This window comes from Prevotella sp. RM4 (genome assembly GCF_000701965.1).
GTDB lineage: Bacteria > Bacteroidota > Bacteroidia > Bacteroidales > Bacteroidaceae > Prevotella > Prevotella ruminicola.
In genome coordinates this window covers 264,235-288,578 of the sequence record NZ_JNKG01000008.1, presented here as the reverse complement: position 1 = coordinate 288,578, position 24,344 = coordinate 264,235, and the positions used below count along the sequence as shown (strand labels likewise).

10 protein-coding genes are annotated in these 24,344 nt (G+C 47.5%); 4 read left to right on the top strand and 6 right to left on the bottom strand.

All coding sequences use genetic code 11. From position 1 onward, the window contains the following. Positions 1-2: 2 nt before the first annotated feature. Entirely contained in the window at positions 3-3,140 is a 3,138-nt protein-coding gene (locus T499_RS0107140; RefSeq protein WP_052173534.1) for a SusC/RagA family TonB-linked outer membrane protein, read from the bottom strand. A gap of 52 nt (positions 3,141-3,192) precedes the next feature. After that, on the bottom strand, positions 3,193-5,340 hold the full coding sequence (locus T499_RS0107135; RefSeq protein WP_033150383.1) for a GH92 family glycosyl hydrolase: 2,148 nt from the start codon (positions 5,338-5,340) through the stop codon (positions 3,193-3,195). 234 nt (positions 5,341-5,574) lie between these two features. Here T499_RS0107135 and T499_RS0107130 point away from each other — a divergent pair, with 234 nt between their 5' ends. Then, entirely contained in the window at positions 5,575-6,975 is a 1,401-nt protein-coding gene (locus T499_RS0107130) for a glycoside hydrolase family 125 protein (protein ID WP_232221082.1), read from the top strand. A gap of 48 nt (positions 6,976-7,023) precedes the next feature. Here the strand turns inward: T499_RS0107130 and T499_RS0107125 are convergent, their stop codons facing one another. The 4 genes from T499_RS0107125 to T499_RS0107110 all read right to left on the bottom strand — a co-directional run bounded on the left by T499_RS0107125 (position 7,024) and on the right by T499_RS0107110 (position 16,329). Next, positions 7,024-8,637: a RagB/SusD family nutrient uptake outer membrane protein gene (locus T499_RS0107125; RefSeq protein WP_033150381.1), complete on the bottom strand. Its 1,614-nt coding sequence runs from the start codon at positions 8,635-8,637 to the stop codon at positions 7,024-7,026. A 21-nt stretch (positions 8,638-8,658) separates the two neighbouring features. Further along, positions 8,659-11,868 carry a SusC/RagA family TonB-linked outer membrane protein gene (locus T499_RS0107120; RefSeq protein ID WP_033150380.1) on the bottom strand — a complete coding sequence of 1,070 codons (3,210 nt, stop codon included), beginning with the start codon at positions 11,866-11,868 and terminating at the stop codon, positions 8,659-8,661. A 243-nt stretch (positions 11,869-12,111) separates the two neighbouring features. Then, the gene (locus T499_RS0107115) at positions 12,112-14,127 is read right to left on the bottom strand and encodes a bifunctional carbohydrate acetyl esterase/feruloyl esterase (RefSeq protein WP_033150379.1); all 2,016 of its coding nucleotides are present in this window, start codon (positions 14,125-14,127) and stop codon (positions 12,112-12,114) included. Between the two features lie 24 nt (positions 14,128-14,151). Next, entirely contained in the window at positions 14,152-16,329 is a 2,178-nt protein-coding gene (locus T499_RS0107110) for a cellulase family glycosylhydrolase (protein ID WP_084162953.1), read from the bottom strand. A 187-nt stretch (positions 16,330-16,516) separates the two neighbouring features. Between T499_RS0107110 and T499_RS0107105 the strand changes: the two genes are divergently transcribed. The 3 genes from T499_RS0107105 to T499_RS0107095 all read left to right on the top strand — a co-directional run bounded on the left by T499_RS0107105 (position 16,517) and on the right by T499_RS0107095 (position 23,950). Then, positions 16,517-18,784, top strand: coding sequence for a SpoIIE family protein phosphatase (locus T499_RS0107105; protein WP_033150378.1), 2,268 nt, complete (start codon positions 16,517-16,519; stop codon positions 18,782-18,784). Positions 18,785-19,079: 295 nt separating this feature from the next. Then, positions 19,080-22,196, top strand: a complete 3,117-nt coding sequence (locus T499_RS0107100; RefSeq protein ID WP_033150377.1) for a SusC/RagA family TonB-linked outer membrane protein — start codon at positions 19,080-19,082, stop codon at positions 22,194-22,196. A gap of 29 nt (positions 22,197-22,225) precedes the next feature. Beyond that, positions 22,226-23,950 carry a RagB/SusD family nutrient uptake outer membrane protein gene (locus T499_RS0107095; protein ID WP_033150376.1) on the top strand — a complete coding sequence of 575 codons (1,725 nt, stop codon included), beginning with the start codon at positions 22,226-22,228 and terminating at the stop codon, positions 23,948-23,950. The last annotated feature ends 394 nt before the right edge of the window (positions 23,951-24,344 follow it).

Sequence of the window (24,344 nt, the reverse complement as noted above, 5' to 3'; positions counted from 1 at the left end):
CATTAAAATTCTACATCGAAACCAAAGCCATAGTACTGAAGCATAGGATAGTTACGACCACTGTTACCACCACCAGAGTTCATGTTTGAACCGAACTCTGACGACTCAGGATCGATGAACGAGTTCTTGGTGAGTGTAAGCAGATCCTGACCGGTAACATATACACGGAGTTTCTGCAGGCCCAGAGGCTCAATCACCTTCTTAGGCAGTGAATAACCGATGGCAAGGTTCTTTAAACGTGCATACTTGGCATCGAGCACGAAGATGTCTGACGGGCGGCCCCAGTTGTTGGTATCTGAGGCCGAGCCCTGTGCTGCCAGACGTGGATATTTAGCGTTTGTGTTAGTTGGGGTCCAGAAATCAAGCTGATGTTTGTACATCACATAAGAATAGTTTGAGTGGTATGGCTCGAGCAACTCGCCACGCAGCATCTGCGAACGTTTGCCTACACCCTGCCAGAACATACTGAAGTCGAAGCCCTTCCACTCGAAGCGGTAGGTGAATCCGAAGGTGTAACGTGGGAAAGCGTTACCAACGATGACACGGTCGTTAGAGTCGATGACACCATCGCCATTCTGATCCTTGAACTTAAGGTCGCCAGGTGCTACCTCTGCGCCAAGAGGCAGAGCTGAGTTCTTAATCTCATCGTAGCTCTGGAACAAGCTCTCTACCTGCCATGCATAGTAGGAGTTGAGGGGCTGACCAACGCGAATGATCTTATAGATCTCATCAACACCGCTAATCTGCTCGTTACCAGGGAATTTAGTCACCTTGTTCTTCGAATCGCCGATATTGAAGTAGAAGTTATGCTTCATATCGCCGGTCTTCAAGCGGTAGTTGATAGAGAGTTCCCATCCGTCGTTCGACATTTCACCAATATTGGTGCTTGGCATGGTGGTTCCGAAAACACTGGGCTGCAAGGGCTTCATCAGGATGTCCTTGGTGCGCTTGGTGTAGTAATCAAATGTGATGTTCAGTGCATTGTGCAAGAACGAAGCATCGAAACCTATATTGAAAGTGTTGGTACGTTCCCAAGTCAGGTCCTTCAGTCCGAGGTTGAATCCGGCACCGGCTACGGCCTGATTGTTATAAGCATAGGTGGTAGAGCTAACGCTATAGCGGGTATAGCGGTCGTAGTCGCCTACAGCCTGACTACCCAGAATACCGTATGAACCACGAATCTTCAGGTCGCCCACCTTTTCGCGATATTTCTCCATAAAGGGCTCCTCGCTGATGCGCCAACCTAACGACAGTGAAGGGAAGAAACCCCAGCGGTAATCCTTATGGAACTTTGAGCTACCATCGTAACGGAAGTCGAACTCAGCATAATAACGCTCGTTGTAGTTATAGCCGATACGACCTAACAGTGAGGTAATGCTGGTCTGACCAGAACTATCCACGGTGGTAGCACCACCGATGTTACCTACCTCACCAGTAGTGATGCTGGTAGAGGTACCCAAGTCGGGATCAACATAGTTCTTCCAGATTTCGTTGTTATACCAGGTGTACGACTCGTTGGTGGCACCAAACAGGCCACTAACAGTGTGCACGCCGAAGGTCTTATTATAATCCAGCAGGATCTGAGTGTTCAGACGGTAGTTGTCGGCATTCCAGTTGCTGGTTCTGAAATCCGACTCCTTACGTGGACGGGGCTCGGTAGCATCTTCGCCGGCATAATAATAAGAAGGCATGCTACGCGAGTAACGGTTGTTACCCACCACATCGGCGCCAAACACGCCACGGAGCTTCAAGCCATCGATAATCTTGAGCTCACCGGTAACACTGGCGGTGATGGCATTGGTACGGTACTTATCGAAACCGCCCGACTCGAGCTGACCGAGTGGGTTGAACTCACCCCACACATCATTGAGCAGGTAACGACCATCGGCCGACTTCATCTTATAGATATAGGCACTAGGCACACGACTGGCATCAATCTCCAGACTACCACCATTGGTATTCTTGCTATCGGTGCGGGTATAGGCCAGTGTGGCAGTAAGCTTCAGGCGGCCCAACTCAGTAACCAGGTTGGTACGGAAGTTGTAGCGCTGCAAACCGAACTTCTGGGTGCTCACATAGTTGCTACCCTGATCAAAATAGCCGGCAGAAACCATATAAGTGGTCTTATCGCTACCACCGCTGATGCTGATATTGTAGTTCTGCTGCATAGCTGTCTTGAAGATCTCGTTCAGCGCCCAGCTCTCCTCACTCTGATGGGCGTAATAGTCGAGAATCTGATCCTGACTGTAAACGGGAGCATTACCCACATTGGTCTCGGCCATGTTGCGCAGCACTGCATTCTGATAGCCGGTAACAGGTGTGAACAGGATATGGGGATCTTCCCAACCTACCATACCATTCAGGCGGATACTGGTGCGCTCGTTGTTCTTACCCTTCTTGGTAGTAACAAGCACAACACCATTGGCCGAACGTGAACCGTAGATAGCGGCGGTACCGGCATCTTTCAGAATCGAAATATTTTCTATGTCATTGGGGTTCAGACGATTGAAGTTATCATAATCGGTAACCAATCCATCGATCACAAACAGCGGACTGTTATCGTTCAGCGTACTGATGCCTCGAATATTAAAGTTGTTGTTCTGAGCGTTAGGGTTGTAGTTCTTACGCTGGATGATAACGTTTGGTGCTGCACCCTGCAAAGCCTGTGTAACGTTGGCTACAGGACGATTCTCCAACAGGTCGGAACGAACCTGATCTACAGCACCCACGGCGCTTTTACGAGTAGTGGTGCCATAACCGATAACCACCACCTCGTCGAGGATAGCATTGTCTTCCTTCAGCACAATACGACTCAGGTTGGCATTGGCACGCAGCTCCTGGTTTACATAGCCTACATACGAGAAGACCAAGACATCAGTTGGTTTGCAGTTCAGCGAGAAGCTACCATCAAGACCAGTCACGGTACCAGAGGACGAACCCTTTACCGAGACCGTTACACCGATCATAGGTTCTCCCGATGCATCAACAACTGTGCCCCTGACAGTGGTTTGCTGTACATTGTTAGTAGCAGCCACCGAGACACCATTGGCAAGAGCAACGGACGGACTACCTACGCATAGGGCCACTCCCATAAAACCTTGCCAGATGAATCTGGAATAGTTGAAATTACCTTTTTTCATTTAGTAAAACTTTAGATTGAATGTAATTTTAGTTATAGAACAGTTTAATTGCTTATTCGGTTTTAATCAGCATTTCAGCACCTTTTGCCAGTTGGGCGTGTGGCACGAACCAGCCCTTAAGCGGCTTACCACCTACCGTTATCTGACTGATTTTACGACCACTACCCTCGCGACGGATAGTAAACGTGTTACCAGTGGTGCCCAAGGTGAATCTAACCTTGTTGAACAATGGCACGGTAACGATATACTGCGGATCGGCAGGCGAATAGGTATAGATACCGATGGCATTGAGTACATACCACGACGACATCTCGCCGGCATCGTCCATGCCTGCATAGGCCAGTCCCTCTTCGCCCATACCATAGTAATGGTTCAGCAGCGAATCAATCACCACCTGTGCCTTCTCCTGTTTATCGGCAAAATAATAGGTATAAGGAATGCTATGACCAGGCTGGTTGCCATGACAGTAGGTGCCAAGGAAACCCGTAAGGTTCCAGGCCTCGTAGCCATGGTTAGGCTGGGTAAACAGCGAGTCGAGTTTCAGTTCAACAGCCTTTTTTGATGGGTAGAGCGCCACCATACCCTCAGGATCGTGCGGGGCAAAGAACAGCGAGTTCCAGGCATCGGCCTCACGATACATATAGGCATAATAGGGGTACCAGGGATCAAAATCCTTAATCCATGAGCCATCGGCGATCCTGCCACGCCAGAAACCTGTCGACGCATCAAACAGGTTCTTGTAATTCTGCGAGTGCTGCATCAGTAGTTGGTAGTTTTTCTTATCTTTCAGCTCGCGGGCAATCAGAGCGGTGGCATAATCATCGTAGGCATACTCCTGGGTCTTGGTTACCGAGGCCTTATACTCATCCCAAGTGGGCACGTTAGTGGTATCCTTCTCGGCTATCCAGCCCTGCTTCAGGTACTCTTCGAGCCAAGGACGACCGCCACGACCTGGAACGGTAGCATTCTTGAGCAGGAGCTTATAGGCACGCTGCAAGTCGAACCCTTTGATACCACGCAGCCATGAACCTGCCACAAAGGTAGAGGCATGGTCGCCATGAAAGAAGGTTGGCATATAACCACCGGCTTTCTCGCCTTTATCGATAATCGACTTGATGATATCGGTAGCCACATCGGGGTTAATCATACCTAACAGAATGAGCTTGTTACGATAGGTATCCCAGAACGAAGGATTGGTATAGTAACGGAAGTCGGCCTTACAAACACGGCCCTGCTCGTCGGTATACTCGCCATTCACATCGCTACGCAAGGCAGGCCAAAGGAAGGCACGGTAGAGTGTAGAGTAGAACATGGTTTGCTGCTTCTGGGTACCACCCTCTACCTGGATATGTCCCAGCTGTTTGTTCCAGATGTTATCAGCCTCCTGGCGCACCTGCTCAAAACTCTTGTCGAGCATCTCGGCCTCGAGGTTCTGCTTGGCGTTGGCAATACTTACAAACGAGAAACCTATTTTGAGCTCCAACGCGCGCGATCCTTTATTATTTAGGAAATCGACCACAGCTATCTGATGGCGAAAATCCTTCTGGATGCTTACCTCGCTTACATCGTGATTGGCCACAGCATAGAAGTAGATACGGCCCTCGCCATCCTGGAATCCCTGGAAGGTGTTGGCACCCGACTTCTCGATTTTCCACGTGCGGGGACGATTGTTGCTACGTGTGATATCTACAATCAGACGCTTCTCATCGCCGGCACGGAAGGTATAACGATGGAAGCCGCAACGCAGGGTTGAGGTGAGTTCGGCATTTACATGATAGCGGTCGAGATACACCTGATAGTAGCCAGGATGAGCCGACTCGTTAGCATGACTGAACCATGAGCAGAAGTTATCGGGATAGAACCTACCAGTAGCTGGCATGATGGGCATGTGAAGCAGATTCCAGTGGCCCTTACATGTGTGCGCGAAACCATATATCTGATGGTCTTCGTACTGATAACCTGAACCCGAAGGATACATGGTGACAGGGGTGAGCTGTACCATGGCATTGGGTAAGGCTGAGCCAGGAAATGACTCAGCTCCCCAAGCGCGTTTAGTTTCTGTGCGTGTATATCCCAGATCGGCTGGGCTCCATAGAGTTGTTGTTCCGATAAAAGGGTTCACCTTTCCGGTTAGATTTTCAGCCTGTACGAGTTGTCCTGAAATGAACAGGCAGACGAGTAATGTTAGAGTTTTCTTCATCACTTTACGGTTTTTATTATTTTCGTGTGGCAAAGGTAGACAGAAAGAAACGAAACAATGTCCTCGTTTCTGCAATTATTGTACAACATACTGATTTGACAGGAATTACGACAAGGAGCTTATTTATAATTAGTATCTTTGCAAACAACTAATTAAAACATTAAAAACAGAACAAAAATGAACAGACGTACATTACTCACCACCATCCTGTTGGCAGGGCTATCGGTGCCTGTTATGGCCGACGGGATAGAAGACTGGAGCAAAACGATTGCCGCTCCAGCCGACAACACAAAAGTATCTCGCAGACCCGCCGCCAAAGAGCGACTGTTTTACTCAGACACCATCGAAAAGAAGATTGCCGAGGTAAAAAAGATGCTGAAGGACGCTCCATACTTAGCATGGATGTTCGAGAACTGTTTTCCGAACACGCTCGACACCACCGTACACTACTCGGATGCTGAGGGCGACGACGATACCTTTGTATATACAGGCGACATTCACGCCATGTGGCTGCGCGATTCGGGTGCCCAGGTATGGCCTTACGTACAGTTTGCCAAGAAAGACAAGAAAATCAGAAAAATGGTACGAGGCACCATCCTGCGCCAGTTGAAGTGTATCTGCATCGACCCCTATGCCAACGCCTTTAACATGGGACCTACAGGCAGCGAATGGGCCAGCGACCACACCACGATGAATCCCAACCTGCATGAGCGCAAGTACGAGATCGACTCGCTGTGCTATCCCCTGCGACTGGCCTATTATTACTGGCAGGTAACTGGCGACGATAGTATTTTTGGCGACCTGTGGCAGGAGGCCATCGGTAAGATTCTGAAGACTTTCCGTGAACAGCAGCGCAAAAACGGGCATGGTCCATACCGCTTCCAGCGTACCACAGCCCAGCAGTACGATACCGTGAGTCATGGTGGTTATGGAAACCCCGTAAAGCCAGTAGGACTGATTGCCTCGATATTCCGTCCCAGCGACGATGCCACGGTGTTCCCCTTCCTCATCCCATCCAATTTCTTTGCCGTAACATCACTGCGTAAGGCTGCTGATATCCTGACCAAGGTGAACAACGACACCAAGACTGCCAACGAGTGCACAACCTTAGCCAACGAGGTGAGCGCCGCCCTGCAGCAGTACGCTATCTATAACCATCCTAAATATGGTAAGATTTATGCCTTTGAGGTGGATGGCTTTGGTAACCAGCACCTGATGGACGATGCTAACGTGCCCAGTTTGCTGGCAATGGCTTACTTAGGTGATGTGGATGTAAACGACCCTATCTATCAGAACACCCGTAAGTTTGTATGGAGCGAGGATAACCCTTACTTCTTCCGTGGTAAGGCCGGCGAAGGTATCGGTGGACCTCATGTAGGCTACGATATGGTATGGCCCATGTCGATTATGATGCGTGCCTTTACCAGCACCGACGATCAGGAGATTAAGGAGTGCCTGCAGATGCTGGTGGATACAGATGCCGGCACAGGCTTTATGCACGAGTCGTTCAACAAGGACAATGCTGCCAATTACAGTCGCCACTGGTTTGCCTGGCAAAACACCTTGTTTGGTGAGCTGATACTAAAACTGATAGATGATGGAAAATTGAACCTGCTCAAAAACATTCATAAATAAAAAAAAAGTTGCGATAGCCTATAGTGATATAGGCTATCGCTTTTTTATTTACTCCCAACCAGGATTCTGTGTAAGAGCAGGATTGTGTTGAATTTCATCCTGTGGGATAGGCCAAAGGAGAACCCACTCAGGAATAGCACCAATCTTAACATTATCTACAGGTTTATTCTGGATCTTCGCACCTGAGAGCGCAACCCAATTGAGTTTTCCAGAATAATCGCCAGCAGCTTCTGGATACAAACGAGTACGACGGATATCATCCCATACTTTGAATTCAACAGGGAACTCGTGCAGACGTTCTGTCAAGATAGCTGTAACAAGTTCATCGCCAGTTGCTGTCTCGGCAGTCAAACCAGCACGTTTACGCACCTGATTCAGATACTCCAACGCTTTTGTGGTGTTGCCTGTACGGGCATAGCCTTCGGCAGCTATCAGCAGCACCTCGGCATAACGCATGGTAGGAATATTATAGTCGCCACCGTGGTTCTTGATGATGGCATCCTCATCAAACCACGACCAGATACCAGTATAGTTGAGCGTATGCTCCACACCAGTCTTATCAGTATAGGTATTGAAGAAGAACTGCTTCTCGTGACTTCTGATATCCTCGGGAGCATAACTCTTGAAAATCATATCACATGGATGGTAGGCCTTATGTAACACGTTCATGCTGAACACCTGATTACCATTGGCATCCTTCCAGGTGGTAGCGTCGGAACCGATACTGAGATTAACATAACCATTACCTATATTATTATTAGCATAGTCGTACTCTTTAGCAAAGATGATTTCCTTAGAAGTCTTCGAGGTCTTAATCACATTATAAGCTGAGTTCAGATCGTCGGAACTGCCATTTGCCTGCTCCAGTACAGCAGTACCACCATCAATCACCATCTCGGCCATCTGTGCAGCCTTTTTGTAATCTTCGGCACCACCATTCATGGGGAAACCGGCACGCTGAAGATATACCTGAGCCAGAAGGGTTTGTGCCATAGCACGGGTTACACGACAGCCATTATCGTAGAACGACTTGTTGGGAAGTGCCGTTCCCGTAGCGATATCAGTCAGGTCGTCGATGATATGCTGATATACTTCGGCAGCAGAGTTACGCTCTTTGAACATGCCATCGGTAGATGTGTATGGCTCATCCACATAAGGCACATCGCCAAACTCCTTTACTAAATAGAAATAGGCATAAGCACGGAAGAATTTACCCTCGGCCACATAGTTGTCGATAGTAGCCTGATCGAGCACATCGGTCATCTTGGGCACATTGGCCAACACGAAATTGGCACGGGAGATACCTTTGTAGAACTCATGCCACAAGGACATGGCAGGGCTGGAGAACTTCTCCAAGGTATAGGTACATGCCTTCGCAGCTTCGGCCAACTGTGAGTCGCCATGGTCGTCGTAGAACAAACCAGAGATAATACCACCGTACATCGTGGCTTTGGGCTGCCAGCCACCACCATTCTGATTCAAATAAGGTACGCCACCGAAATAAAGCGCATCAACACCTGTCTGCGCATCTTCCTTTGACTGCCAGAACTGGCTTGACGATTTCTGATCCAGTGGCTTTTCTTCCAGGAATTCGTCACAAGAAGTAAGACCGAATGTGGCACTTGCCATCATTCCATATATGATATATTTTATTGTTTTCATAAAACAGTTACAATAAGTTGTTTAGAAAGTTACATTAACACCAAAAGAGAACGTTTTTGGACGAGGATAAGAGAAGAACTGACGGTTGGCACCCCAGTTATTACTACCCAGACGTGTTGAGTTATCTGGATCGTAACCCTTATAATCGTCGGAGCAGATGAGCCAGAAGTTGTTCAGGTTAGCATACAGGCGCAAAGCTGAAATACCAAGAGTTCGGCAAGCAGAACCAGAGAAGGTATAACCAAGTTGCAAGAGATTAAAACGCAAGTAAGAACCATCACAAACCCAGTCGGAATCGGCCTGATTGTTGGCGCCCATACCGAAGTTATTCAAACGCAAGGCCTGCTCTACCCCATTGGGATTGTTTACTGGATGCCAAGCCTCCTCGTATAAACGATCGAGACCATTGGTAAGGAAACGAGCCAAGGTAGAGTGATAGTACTCCTGCATAATATCTGCACCCATTGAGAACTGAAGATCAAGCGTAAGGTCGAAATTCTTGTAGTTGAAGGTATTGATGAAAGAACCTGTCCAATCAGGCAGACCATTACCCAGAATCTGACGCTGCTTATAAGTAACCTTTTCGCCTACAATAGATGGGATATTCATCGTAGTGGCATCCCAGTTCTCGGGGTGACCATCGTAGATACCAGCGCGCTTGTAACCATAGAAAGTAGAAAGCGCTTCGCCTTCGCGGATAAGCATATCGTAACCTACAAAGCCATCTGTAAGAATCTGACGTTTTCCGCTGACTGGATCAACAGAAGCACCCTCATCGAGTTTCTCCACCTTATTCTTATTAAAGCCCAGGTTCAAAGTAGAGGTCCACTGGAAGTCTTTAGTCTGAATAGGATAAGCTGTTACCAGAATATCAAAACCGTGGTTAGATACGGCACCAATGTTGTCCATAATCGAAGAATAACCTGTTGACTCGGGAACAGGACGATTCAAGAGCAGATCAGAGGTGTACTTATAGTAGTAAGAGATGTCAAAATTCAAACGATTCTTGAATAAACCCAGTTCGAAGCCTAAATCCCACTGTGCCGTCTTCTCCCACTTCAGGTTGGCATTAGGCATATTGTCAAGATAAGAAACGGTTACCATCTTACCACCTAAGATAGTGGTTGACTGACTGACAGTAGCCAGAGAACGATAGGTACCAATCTCAGAGTTACCCGTCATACCAAATGAGGTATGAAGCTTTAACTTGCTGATGGTCTCAATATCCTTCAAAAATCTCTCGTTCGAGGCTAACCATCCTAAGCCCACTGATGGGAAGAAAGCATACTTGTTGTTCTGACCAAACTTAGAAGAACCATCATAACGCCCCGTTACAGTAGCCATATAGGTATTATTGTAGTTATAGGCCAAGCGTAAGAAGTATGAGTTCATGGCCCACTTATCGTAGTCGGAGCCAACAGATGGCTTCAATGTGCCAGAACCTAGGTTATAGTAGCCATAGTAATCGTCGGTAAAGGTATTGTCGGAAGCACCGAAATAATCATATTTGCGTGCCTGCCAAGAAGCACCAGCCATGGCATTCAGATGATGTTTCCCAAAGTCGTTTACATAAGTAAGATAGGTTTCTTCCTGCCAATAAAGTGAGTTTGAGTTACCTGCAGAAGCTGCACCCTGAGAGGCACCTTGGTCGATAAGCTGATGTGGTTGGAAAGGTATATATCCCTTACTGCGGTTATTATGGTAGTCGATACCTAACTGGGTTCTCAAATCCAATCCCTTTGCAAGGTGGAAAGTAAGAGCAGCATTTCCGAAAATCTGAGTCTTATACTGTATAACCTGTACACGCTCAAGCAACTCTACTGGGTTGGCAACACCCTCGGGAGAGAATGTCTGATAACCGCTATTGGGATTATCCTTATCTTTAAGTATACCTGTTGTATTAATCATGTTATTCTGTACATACTCACCATTAAGCTGTACAGGCAACCAAGGCAACTGCTCAATCATCGTGCGCAGAGCACCCTGTCCATAGGGATTGTCGGAGGTATGATTACCCCATGAGTGGTTCACCAACAGATTCAATCCTGTAGAAAGCCACTTAGTTGGGTTATCATCGTAGGCCAGTTTTGCATTTACACGCTTATAATAAGTATTGAGAAGAATACCCTGCTGATCGGTAAAGTTAAGGAATGCACCAACCGAAGAGCCATTCTCGCCAGAGCGTTGGATACTCAGCTCATGATTATGAGATACGGCTACACGAGAACACTCGTCCTGCCAATCGGTATCATAAAGCGGATTACCATTGCTATCAAAATAACGGGTATCGGTGAATATCTTCGACAGGTCGGTATCAAAGTTCATGCCCTGGAACTGATTAGCATTCTCAAGACCTTGCTTGAAAGCGCTCATCCACTCAGAAGCATTCATGACATCCATCTTTCGGGCCATACTGCTTACCGAAAACGAGCCATCATACTTGATGTGCGCTCCCTTACCGGCATTACCACGTTTGGTGGTTACCATAATAACACCATTGGCACCACGGGCACCATAGATAGCCGCCGAAGAGGCATCTTTAAGCACCTCGATACTCTCGATATCATTAGGGTTGAGGAACTGGAAATCAGTCATGGCAACACCATCTACGATATACAATGGACTAGAAGAGGCATTGATAGTTGAGATACCACGGATAATAACACGCATCTCGCCACCAGGCTGACCGGTGTTATTAAAGATGTTTACACCCGCAGCCTTACCTTTTAAACCTTCCAAGGCATTGAAACCCTGCATTTTCAAGATTTCAGAGCCCTTGGTCGTAGAAGACGAACCTGTAAGGTCGGACTTACGCATCGTACCATAACCTACCACAACCACCTCATCCAGGAGTTGTTTATCCTCCAGGAGTACGATTCGCTGCGAGCCACCTTTACCGAGTTTAATGGTTTGGGCAACATAGCCAATAGACGACACTCGTATCTCGTCGCCAGAAGCTGCATCGATGTCGCACCGGCCGTTAATATCGGTAATGACACCTGTTTTAGAAGACATCATCATCACACTGGCGCCAACAACCGGCTCATTCTGGCCATCAACGACGGTAATGATTACCTTTTTTTGCTGTTGAACAGATGTTACCTCTGTCAACGGTTGGGAAACTGAGTTAGCTAGAACACTGACTGGAGAACCGAATGTCATTGCACCAGCAGAAAGTAGTAATAGCGAAGAACACATCGTCTTCGAGACTTTTCTTTCGCGTTTGTACATAATGTTAATTAGTTAATGTGTTAATAATTAAATATTAAGTAATAAGTATAGTGTTGAATTTACGAGTTGGTGAATTTGGAATTCTGGTTGCAAATATCTGTCTTTTAAAAATAATAGCAGTCCTATCCTCTGCCATTTTTGTCCAAAACACGGTTAATTTCCGCATTTTTCTTTATAACCATAATAAAGCGCCCCTCTCGATGTGACTCGGGAGGGGCGCGATGTTAGGTTTGGGGGAATTGGCTATTTTTTGAACAGATGTGGGATAAACTCGTTGAGACCACGGCGCCAGGTGAGCCACTCGTGGGCGGTACCCTTCGACTCGTTTGAATCTACCTTGATACCCAACTCACGCAGCTGCTTAACGATATCGCCACTCTTGATGAAATCTTCCTCGCCCCAGTTCATATACATATAATGTATCTTCTTATTGAACTCGTCGGCGTTGGCAAACACACCATCGTAGGCAGTCTTCACATCGAGACCAAAGATAGCACCGCTGAAGGTTCCGAGCCAAGCAAACTTATCGAGATTGGTCAGTACAACATCGAAGGTCTGATGACCACCCCACGACAAACCTGCCATAGCACGGTTCTCGCGATCGCTCTTAGTGCGGTAGTTGCTATCGATATAAGGAATAAGGTCGTTCAGCAGTACAGGATAGAACGAAGCACCATAGGCGCTGCGACCAGCCTGATTGTTACCACCACCGAATGGAGCCTTGATATCGCCACTCTCCATGACCACAATCATAGGCACAGCCTCGCCCTTGGCAATGGCGTTATCCATGATGTGCTGCATGTGGCCCTGCTTGCTCCAGCCAGTCTCGTCCTCCCCCATACCATGCTGCAGGTAGAGCACGGGGTAACGCTTCTTGGCATTCTTGGCCAACTCGTACTCGGCTGGGGTATAAACCATTGCATGGCGCCAGGTCTTCTGCTCGTTGCTATAGTAATAGATGCTACGAACCTGACCAGCTGGCACACCCTGCTGTGGACGGTAGTAATCGCCCTCAGAACCCTCGGGAATCTCGATACCACCGGCCTCGCGGTTACAGCCGAAGAAGGTCTCGGTTGAAGGATCGATGAAGTTTACACCGTTGATATTCATGAAATAATAGTGGAAACCAACGGGCAGGGGATCGGTAACAGCCATGAAGTTGCCCTTACCATCGCGCTGCATGTCGTATTTCTTGTTGCAGATGTCGAGCACCACCTTGCGGGCTTCGGGAGCTGCGATGCGGAAATAAGCACGACCTTCCTTATCAACCTTGGGGAACTCGTTACCAGGAACGGTTGTCTCGGCAATGAAAGCATCGGCAGGAACCTCAATCTGCTTAGGCATCTCGATATAGGGGCGCTTGGGCTCGTAACCCAGATGACGGGCTACAGCCTCGCCATAACGGCAACCTAACTCACGATAGCCAGCGGCATCGAAGTGCAGACGATCGGGACCATTAGTACAACCATCCGAAGAGATGACCTGCGAGGTGTGCAGGGTAAGAGGCAACTCATCAATCTGCTTCTTACAACCGATACATACACCCTTACCATCGGCCTGAACAATGTTTCCGGCATAGAGGTTTACTTCCTCGGGCTTCAGGTTCAGATCGCCACACAGATTGTCGTAAACCTGCTTAACCATACCAGCCCACTTGGGATCGCCAGTATTGGTCTCGCCCTGGTGCATCAGGATACCCTTGATAACACCATCCTTCTGAGCCTTCTTAGCCAGTGTAACCAAGCGCTCATAGGGATTGTTATCGTAAGCAGCCAGCATACCCTTCATCCAGTTGGGAGCTACCTTCAGGTAGTTCTGGATGCTATCAGGCAGGAAGCCCTTGATATCGATACCACCGATAGCCACGTGGATGACACCTATCTTAATATTCTCAGGCAGTGAAGCCACGAGGGTACGACCGAACCAGTCGGCGGGAGTCAGACCAGTGTTTGGACGACAGAGAGGAGCCGAAGCCTCGCACCACTCACCCATCTTACGACCCTTTTCGGGGAAATCGACAGCGGGCATCAGGAGGAAGCGTGGACCAGGACTAGTCAAATCCTGAGCCTCGGGACGGGCATTACCCTCCATGTTTGACTGACCGAAACACAGGAAAATGTAGAAATTAGGATCGGGCTTGCCAACCTGTTCGGTAGCAGCCTTCTTAGGAGCGGCCTTACGTTTCTGGGCCGACATGCTGGCGGGCAAAATGAGCAATGCCGATGCCAACAGGATAGTTTTTAAAGTTGATTGATACATTTTAATTGAGTTGATATAAAGTTATTATTTAAGTTTTTTCTTTCCACCAACGATGTAGATGCCACGAGGCAGCGCATCCCACTGCTGAAGGGTTGCTATCTTGATGCCCTGAAGCGTATAAACAGCATCGTTATCCACAGAACGCTCTACCTTATGAATACCCGCTGTAACGCTGGATTTCAAGAAATCGAAATAGGCTGGCGCATCGTATTTGGCTGGGGCCGCATCCTTCAGGTATTTGCCCGTAGCCATATTCTTCAATGTAAAGCCCTTGCCACTCTCATATTTAATTTCCCATACAGCGCCATCCTTGACATCTTCGCCATTCAGGTTGTTCAAACCGAGAATAAAGCTACACCAGCCTGTTGTTGGCTGAGAATTAAGATAGCCTGGCTTGCCATAAACGCTGTATTCGCTACCGTTCAACGTCATCAAACGCAACAGATAACAACCATCACGACCAGAAATAGCCTCGGCCTTAAACATATAACCGCTGATACTCTTGTTATTGATGACGCCCAGAGGATCGCCCATGTCAAGATTCTGATTCGCAGGACCATAAAACATCTTCTGACTCTCCTTATTCACGATAGCAAAAGGCTGGTCGGTTATATCCGAAAGACTGCTCAAAGCTGTCAGGGCGCCTAAATCAAGACCGGTAACCTTAACCACAAACGATTTCTTCCAAATGATACCCTGCACATCGGTATATGAGGCCTGTACCTGGGCTTCGCCATTGGCCAATGCACGTATAGAACCATTCTTGACTTCAACCACCGAGGGCTGATCTACTTCATAGGTGGCTACATCAGAGATATCCTTCGTATGGCCATCGCGATAGAGCACATTCAGCAATATCTTGGTCTTATCGCCAATCATCAAATCGAATGACTCCTGATCAGCCTTCAGCGATTCGATGGTATAGAAGTCGCCAGTCTCAGCCTCGTCGTCAGCATGGGGATAGTTCACTGTATAATACTCGGCATACCAATCCATGCAAGCCTTACCACAGGCCTCTTCAAGACCATTAAAAGCCGGATAGACATTGCCCGTAGAGAGCAGCTTATCGATATCGAACAAACAGCCTGTTCCCGACAGCGTCATCGAGATATTACCATAATAGTCGAGCATAGCCTTGTAAGCCTTACCCCACTTTGAGGTAGAACCTGTTGACCATGTACCATAGTTGGGCTGTACCCACTCGTTATGCTCATTATAATGACCTTGAGCCGAGGGGTTCTCGGGACTCCAATCAACCTCGGTAATAATAATCGGGTTGGTATCAACTACAGGCACCTGCTTATGGAACTGCTCAATTTTGTTCTGTGGATCGGGATTGGCATCGCTGCAGCCATACCATCCAGTATAGTCATGAACGGCATAACCGATGTTATCACCCTCGATAGGATAAGTAGCATAACTGGTATAGTTGGCCTGCCATCCAGTACCAGGCGCCCAGATAATACCCGTAAAGCCGTTTTCGCGGATCTTATTGACGATAGGCTGGAAATAGTCATGGAGCGCTTTGGGATCGTCCTGATTCTGGGCATTTCTCAAGTTAACAGGTTCGTTGGCCAACTCAATACTAATCTGACCGGCATGATCCTTCACAAATTCCTGCTGCGAGAACACATCCCATACATACATCAGATACTGATTATAATAATCGCCCACCTTCAAGTCATGAGGACATACACCGGGAGGGCGTACTACTACGTACATACCATATTTCATAGCCATCTCGGCCAACTTCAGATATAGCTGTGGCATGTATTTCTGATAGCGCTCGGGATTAAACTTCTTGATGTCTGCCTCGCCCGACGCATCAGAAGCCTGTCCTGCTGAGCCTGCATAAACATAACCATCGGCAGGATCGTTGGTCCAAGCAGGATCCATGTGCAAACGGAACACATCGCACTTAGCCTTCTCCATGCCTTTGAATAGTTTTTCAAAATAAGCCAGACAGTTAGTAACGCCTGTATCATTATAGTGGTCCCACCAACCAAGTGCCTTGGAACCTTCCCAGCGTCCACCATTAAAATAATTACTGGGCGTATCCATCACACCATGGAGCACCACTTGGTTTCCATGTTTGTCAACAAGCCATCTTCCTTCAGTATGGAGCGAGGGCAATGGCTTGACTCCCTGAGCTCCTGCGCCAAGCGCACATAGAATTGTAATCAGAGTAAATATACGTTTCATCAATGTTTCAGTTTATTCTGGGTGCAAAGGTACGCAGTTTTCAGAAAATACCTTTTTCAAAGAGTTACATTTACTTTTGTGTGCGTATCATCGTCCCCTAACAAGCACTTTTTTGCCTTGTTTTTGAGTTTATTTAAAATTCTTTTGTATCTTTGCATCCAGAAACTTCAATTACTTGGAACAGTATATGAGACAGACAAAAATTTGGATATTCCTGATGGTGATGGCAGGCGTGTTGATGGCAGCCTGCAACAATGAGGAGCAGAACGGACAGATGAGTGAAGCCGACAAATTGATTGAGAACACTCAGAAGACCAAGAACTACCCTGAACTGCTGAAGGTGGTTGACAGTTTAGAAACCACCGGCAGCATCACCCCCACCAAAGCATACTATTGGCGAGGCTATGCCTGCGACAAGATGAAACGACAGCGCCTGGCTGAGTTCTATTGGAAAGCATCGCTCGATGCTGCTGAAAACGCAACCAGCAGCGACGAGATGGCTTACTATGCCAAGTCGGCCAGTCGTCTGGCTAACATGCTATCCGTAAGAGGTGACTACGAAGAGGGACTGAATGCTGCCATACCTGCAGCCAACAAACTGGAAGAACTGCACTGCGACAGTACCAGCGACTACCTGAACATACTAATATATATAGGTTGTTGCCAGGAGGGATTAGGCACAGCCGATGGTAATAGCGACGGTTTTAATAAGGCATACCAGCGCCATAAGGAAAATATTGAGACCTTCCACAACGATGTGGTCTATAAAGATGGTATCACCGGTCTCATCAATATTACCTATAATTATATATATGCCAAGAAATGGCAGGAGGCCCTGACATGGACCACCCGCTTTGGACAGATACTGAGCGAATACGAACAGCGACCTGATGCCGATGCCGACTTTATCGACCGACAGCTGGCCCGCTACGATATCTATCACGCCATAGCCCTGCAAGGCTTAGGTCAAACCGAAGAAGCTGCCAAAGCCTACGAAAAGTTCCAAAGCACCCATTACAGCAACACGCCTAAGGGACGTATCGACGCTAACGACTATCTGACAGCCGCCAACCGCTGGGACGAAGCCGCTGAACACTATAGCAGTCTGGATGCTATGATGGGCGAAACGCCACAGAATTACTCGTTGGAGAACATCGAGAACCTGGTGCTGAAGAAATACCGCACTAACCTGTTGGCAGGTCGACGCGACTCGGCCATCCAAGTTGCCCTGAATATCAGTAATGCATTAAGTCAAGCTATTAACAAGTCGAAGAAGATAGAACAGGAAGAGCAGGGTGTGATTGTAAAAACCGTAGAGAAAATGACAGAGCAGGAAGCTAAGAAGAATCGCAAATATCAGTTTATGATAGCTTTCGGTATAGCCATCGTCATACTCTGTCTAATAGCCTATGCACTCATCCGACGCCGTATGGCCCATCAGCTACAGGCTGCCTACGAGGATCTGAAATACGACTACGACCGCATGGAAGCCGATACGGCAGTGAAAGAACGCGAAGCCTCAGAATTCCGTATCGCCCAGAATATACAACGTGTGATTGCACCTCGACTGTTACCAAAGTATAAGTCGTTCGACCTATGGAGCGCCATAAAAATGGGCCAGATGGAAGGTGGTGGTGTGATGGACTACTGTGTACGCGACGGCAAACTGTTCTTCTGTGTAGGAGAATCAGGCGTAGAAGGTGTCAAAGCATCATTGCTTACAACCATCGTCAAAGCACAGTTCCGTACAGCAGCCACCTTCGAATCGCAGCCCGACAAGATTATGTCGGCTATCAACAACGCATTGGCACAGAAAGAAAACAAGGGTATCGATATACGTCTGTTTATTGGTGTACTCGACATTTATAATGGCAAACTGTACTTCTGTAATGCCAGTCATGCAGCTCCACTGTTGGTAAGCAACGAGTTGCACCACCTGCCTGTAGAACAGAACGTGGCCATAGGCGAGGAACCCAACTATGCCTACGAGGCACAGGAGATTACAATGCTGCCTGGCACCATGATATTCCTGAATACCGAAGGACTTATTAAGGTAAAGAATGCCGAGCACCGTGTGTTTAACGAGAAACGTATGTTAGGATCGGCACTGCAGGCCATGAAGCTGGATCCACGACCAAAGCCCTTTATCGAGAACATGCTGGATGCCGTACACCGCTTTGCCGGCGACTTCGAACAGCGTGATGATATGGCCCTGTTGGCCATCCGTTTCAAGGGTGCTACCAAACTGGAGCAGAAAGCCGACGAGGACTTAGAGCCCGAGGTTGACCCCGAAGTAGAAGCACCAGCTGCTCCACAGCAGCCAGAGCCAGCAATCGCTACTGAGCCCATACCTGAGCCACAGGTATTCGAAGAGCCCAAGGTTTACGACGAACCAGAGTACTACGACGAGCCCGACGTAATCATCGAAGATGCCGAGGCAACAGAGATACAATAGATAAACATTTTGCAAAAACATATTCAAAAGGTGCTGCGCAACACAACGCAGCACCTTTTAATGTTATTAGAAGTTTAAAAATGGTAAACGTTTAATGAGGCGATAGTATTAAAAAGTAACCAGAACTTTATCAAATGTTACATTTTTGGACAATTTGACAATTTTACAAACTCTACGTTACAAAAAATAAACTAAATGAGTTAAATTTATAATATATTTGCAACCGAAAATTGAAACCTAAAAGTACGAATTCAGCCAAATAACATATTCAATTATCTAACTAATTAAATTAATTATGTGGAATTTTAAATCAATCCAAAAGCCGTTAATGGCACTGTTCCTGCTCTGTTTGTTCCCACTGGGAGCGCTGGCTCAGAGCTTGATCAAGGGAACGGTGAAAGATGTATCTGGCGACCCGATCATTGGTGCTAGTGTAAAAGTACAAGGATCAAAATCGGGCGTCATTACGGATTTCGATGGTAACTTCAGTGTTCAGGCCGACAACAACGCCACACTGGTTATCAGCTACATTGGTTACACAACCGAAACAGTAAAGGTTAGTGGCCGCAACAATCTCTCTATTACTCTTAGAGAAGACGCACAGACTCTGAATGACATCGTGGTCATCGGTTATGGTGTTCAGAAGAAGTCAGACTTGACCGGTTCTGTAGCATCAGTAAAGGCCGAGGACCTGAAGAACCGTTCAACCACTGATGCAGCTGCTGCTTTGCAGGGTAAGGCTGCCGGTGTACAGATTCTGAACAGTTCTGGTAAGCCAGGTCAGGGTGCTTCAATCCGCGTACGTGGTTATTCTTCTAACTCAAGCAACATTGGTCCTCTGTTGATCGTTGACGGTCTGCAGGTATCAAGCATCCAGTACCTCGATCCTTCAATGATTGAGTCTATGGAGGTGCTGAAGGACGCTGCTTCGGCTGCCATCTACGGTGCTGAGGCTGGTAACGGTGTTGTTCTGATTACCACTAAGAGCGGTGCAAAGAGCAAGGGTCAGGGTTCTATCACTTACGAGGCTAAGTTCACCAACCAGGGTCTTGGTCACGTTGGTAAGCTCCTGAACGCTTCTCAGTTCAAGGATTGGATGACCATGCAGCTGGGTGCTGAGCGCGTAAACGCTGATTTGGCTGATGCTCAGAGCCTGTACGGTTGGAATCCCAACACTGATACAGATTGGATGAAAGAATATTTCGAGAACACATGGGCACAGCAGCACACTCTGACTTTCCAGGGTGGTAACGACCGTGGTTCTTACTTCCTGAGCACAAGCTATGTAAATCAGGATGGTATCGTAAAGGGCAACAAGGATAAATATGAGCGTCTGACTGCTCAGATCAACGCCGACTATAAGATCAAGGATTGGTTGCAGATTGGCACAAACACTGCTATCGAGAAGTGGTCTTCACGCGGTGTATCTGAGAACGGTTACGGTTCTTCGTTCGAGATGTTGCTTCTGTTGGATCCTCTGACTCCAATGTATTGGACCTCTCGCAACCAGATGCTGGGTGAGTATGCATCATACTACGATGCTATTCAGGCTGGAAACTCTAATTACACCCTCTTTGGTGACGAGAACGGTTACTATGCAACCTCTTACTTCAACCAGCGTCTTGCCGGTGCAAACCCATTCTCTCAGCGCGACCGTGCTGAAGGCAGAAACGAGGGTGTAAACGTAAATGGAACTGTATTCATGAACGTTACTCCTATCAAGCAGGTGACATTCACTTCTCGCCTCGGTTATCGTTTGTCATTCAACAACACTTCTGACTGGCAGTATCCTTACTACCTGAACGGACAGACCAAGGGAGACAACTACACCATCAGCGGTGCAAGCAACAACTCTACCTGGTACCAGTGGGAAAACTTCATCAACTACAACCAGGACTTCGGTAAGCACAATGTAGGTGCCATGGCCGGTATGTCATTCCGCCAGTACAACTCTAACGGCGTAAGCGCAAACGCTTCTGGTCCCGACATCCTGAAGGCTTACGAGCCAAACTTCCGCTATCTGAACTGTGTAAACGGTAACGATGATACTGTTAAGAGCTTCAGCGGTCAGCCTAACATGACTCGCGCACTCTCTTACTTCGGTCGTGTTCTCTATAGCTACGACAACCGTTACAGCTTGCAGGGTAACTTCCGTGCTGACGCATTCGACTCTTCTAAGCTGTCTAAGGACAACCGTTGGGGTTACTTCTTCTCTGGTTCTGCAGGTTGGACATTCTCTAACGAGAAGTTCTTCAAGGACAATGTTGATTCAAGCATCATGTCGTTCGGTAAGATCCGCGCATCTTGGGGTACTAACGGTAACGTAAACGTACTGAACAACTACGCTTACACCGCAGGTATCAACACCAACGGTCAGTGGTATCAGTATGGCGCAACAAACGCTGCTTCTTACGGTTCAATGCCTAACGGTATTGCTAACCCCGACCTGACATGGGAAAAGTCACAGCAGTTCGACCTCGGTGCTGACTTCCGTTTCTTCAACGATCGTCTGGCCCTCGGTATCGACTGGTATAAGAAGAAGACTAAGGACCTGCTCGTATCAGCTCCTGCTATGCCTGAGTCAGGTGTATCTTCTCTGACTATCAACGCCGGTGAGGTAGAGAACAGCGGTCTTGAGGTAGAGCTCTCTTGGAAGGACAACATTGGTGACTTCAGATACAGCATCTCTGGTAACTTCGCTACTCTGCACAACGAGGTAACTTACCTCGATCCTTCTATCGAGCGTATCTCTGGTGCTACTGTTGAGGGTGCAAGCCCTGAGGTTGTACGCTGCTACTTCGAGCAGGGTCAGCCAGTATGGTACATGCGCGGTTATAAGTACGCTGGTCGTGCTGCCGACGGTACTGCTCAGTACTACACCAAGGATGGTAACATCACCAACGACCCACAGGCTGAGGATATGACCAACGTTGGTTCTGGTCTGCCTTCTCTGACCTACGGTATCACTCTGAATGCTGAGTATAAGGGCTTCGACCTGACCATCTTCGGTGCTGGTGAGGCTGGTAACGATATCTACTACGGTCTGTATCGTACAGGTTACAACAACATCGCTAAGGGTATCTACGATGACTTCAAGACTGACAAGATGCCAACTGCAGCCTCAGTTGCTGGTAGCGGTACATTCTGGCGTTCTTCTGCTATGGTTTACAGCGGTTCATTCTTCAAGCTGAAGCAGATTCAGCTGGGTTACACCCTGCCTACCAACCTGACCAAGAAGGTTTATATGCAGAACGTACGTGCTTACGTATCTCTTGACGACTTCTTCACATTCACCAAGTATCCTGGTCTCGATCCAGAAACCTGCACACAGGAGTACAACTGCCCAGGTCTCGACAAGGGTGTTTATCCTAACATGCGCAAGCTCGTTCTTGGTTTAAGTGTTACATTCTAATCCAATAAATTTAAATACCGAATATAAATATGAAAAAAATATTTTTATCTGTAGCTGTGCTCACTGCAGGCATGATGTTTACATCATGTAATCAGGATCTGCTCGACATCGAGCAGAAGGCTACCAGCAGCACTGAGAACTTCTATAAAACAGATGCCGATGCCGAGTCTGCCGTTACAGCCATGTATGCTACATACATTGGTGAGATTGGTGGTACTGAGGGTATTTGGAATGCCTATATCATGGGTTTGAACTACTCTGCTGACGATGTATTCGCAGCTGGTGGTGATATCAACGACCACGCTGACTTCCGTATTCTGAATGAGATGCGTTACGACCCAAGCTCTGGTCCAATCGGAACTCTTTACAACCACATCTATAAGTCTATCTACTCTGCCAACCTGGTTATCAACTATTTCGGCGAGACAGCTGATACACCAGCTAAGAGAAAGGCTGTAGCTGAGGCAAAGGTAATGCGTGCTTGGGCTCACATGCTGGCTGCACAGGTTTACTATCAGCCACCTATCGTTGACCATCTGATTACTACCGACAAGCCAACCAACGCTGAGTCACAGAAGGCTATCTTCGACTTCTGCGTGAAGGATTGTGAAGAGGCTATGGGCGACCTGCCTGAGCGTCAGGGTCCAAACGACAAGGAAGGTGCTTGGCGTGTAACTAAGGGCTTTGCACAGTTCGTTGCCGGTAAGGCTGCTCTGTTCGCTGGTGATAACGCTAAGGCTGCCAGCCTGCTGAAGCCACTGGTAGAGTCTTCAAACTATGCACTGGTTCCCGGTGAGCGTTTCCGCGACCTGTTCCACGTAGAGGGTGATGGCTGCGAGGAGAAGATCTTCGAGTTCAACTATACCACTAACACCGCTATCGGTGGTACATGGGGTGGTAGCATTCAGCGTGGCCGCTGGATGGTTGCCAACGTACTGAACTGGCGTGGTGATGATATCCAGGGTGGTGGTAAGAGCCCACTGATCTGCTCAACCGGTGGTTGGGGCGGTGGTTCTATCAACCAGGACTTCGCTCACAAGATGCTTGATAATGATGGCGACAGCTATCGTCGTAAGGCTACATTCCTGACCTCTGACGAGTTCTTCTATGATGAGACTCTTTGCGGTTGGAAGAGTGACGCAACCAAAAAGACACGTGCCGAGAAGGAGTTTGACCCAGATCGTGGTATCACTAAGTCTGCAGGTTCATTCTCTCGTAGCGACGTGATGGAGGTAAAGATGATGTGCCATCCTAATGATGTTGACCTCTCTGTAGGTGACAACTGTAACAACACTAACCTGTGTATTGCTCGTCTGGGTGAGGCTTATCTGCTCTACGCAGAGGCTTGCTTGGCATCTGGTAACAGCGCAGAAGCTCTGAAGTATGTGAACAAGATTCAGCAGCGTGCTGGCTCAAAGACCATCTCTTCATCAGTTGATCTGCAGACCATCCAGGACGAGAAGGAGTATGAGCTCTGGTTCGAGGGTTGCCGTTGGTTCGACATCGTACGTTGGGGTATCGCTAAGCAGTGCTACGACAAGGTGCTCGACAACATTCCTCTGCAGTGGGATGAGTACTTCCAGTCAGGTGGCAGCAAGCCTCACAAGCTGGTTTACAAGATTCACCATCCATTTGCTGATGCTGGTATCAAGCTGGAGTTCGTAGCTGGTAAGAATGAGTACTGGCCAATTCCACAGACCGTTATCGAAATCAACGATCAGATGCATCAGGTACGTGGTTGGGCTAACAACTAAATCAAATCGGATGTTTAACAAATGAATTATAGTAGTTAGTATTAGACACATTGTTTTGGTATTTCGAAGGTGCTGCGTCGCGAGATGCGGCACCTTTTTTATGACAAAAGCAACATTTGCTTGAATATTAAAAGAAATTAACAGGAATGATATAAATCAAAAAGAATTTGTTACAAGAAATAAAGTGAGATAATCGTTTTTTGTCGTATATTTGCACCATGTTACGATAAGAGTGACATGAGTGATAGTCAACCATAAACCTTTTACCACTATCCCGAAGCTTCTCTTACCAATCATAAGAATCTGACCATACGACTATACAGATTAATACTAAAAAAGACTTGTTTTGGTTTTATTTGTAAGATGCTGCGTTGTGATAACGCGGCATCTTTAC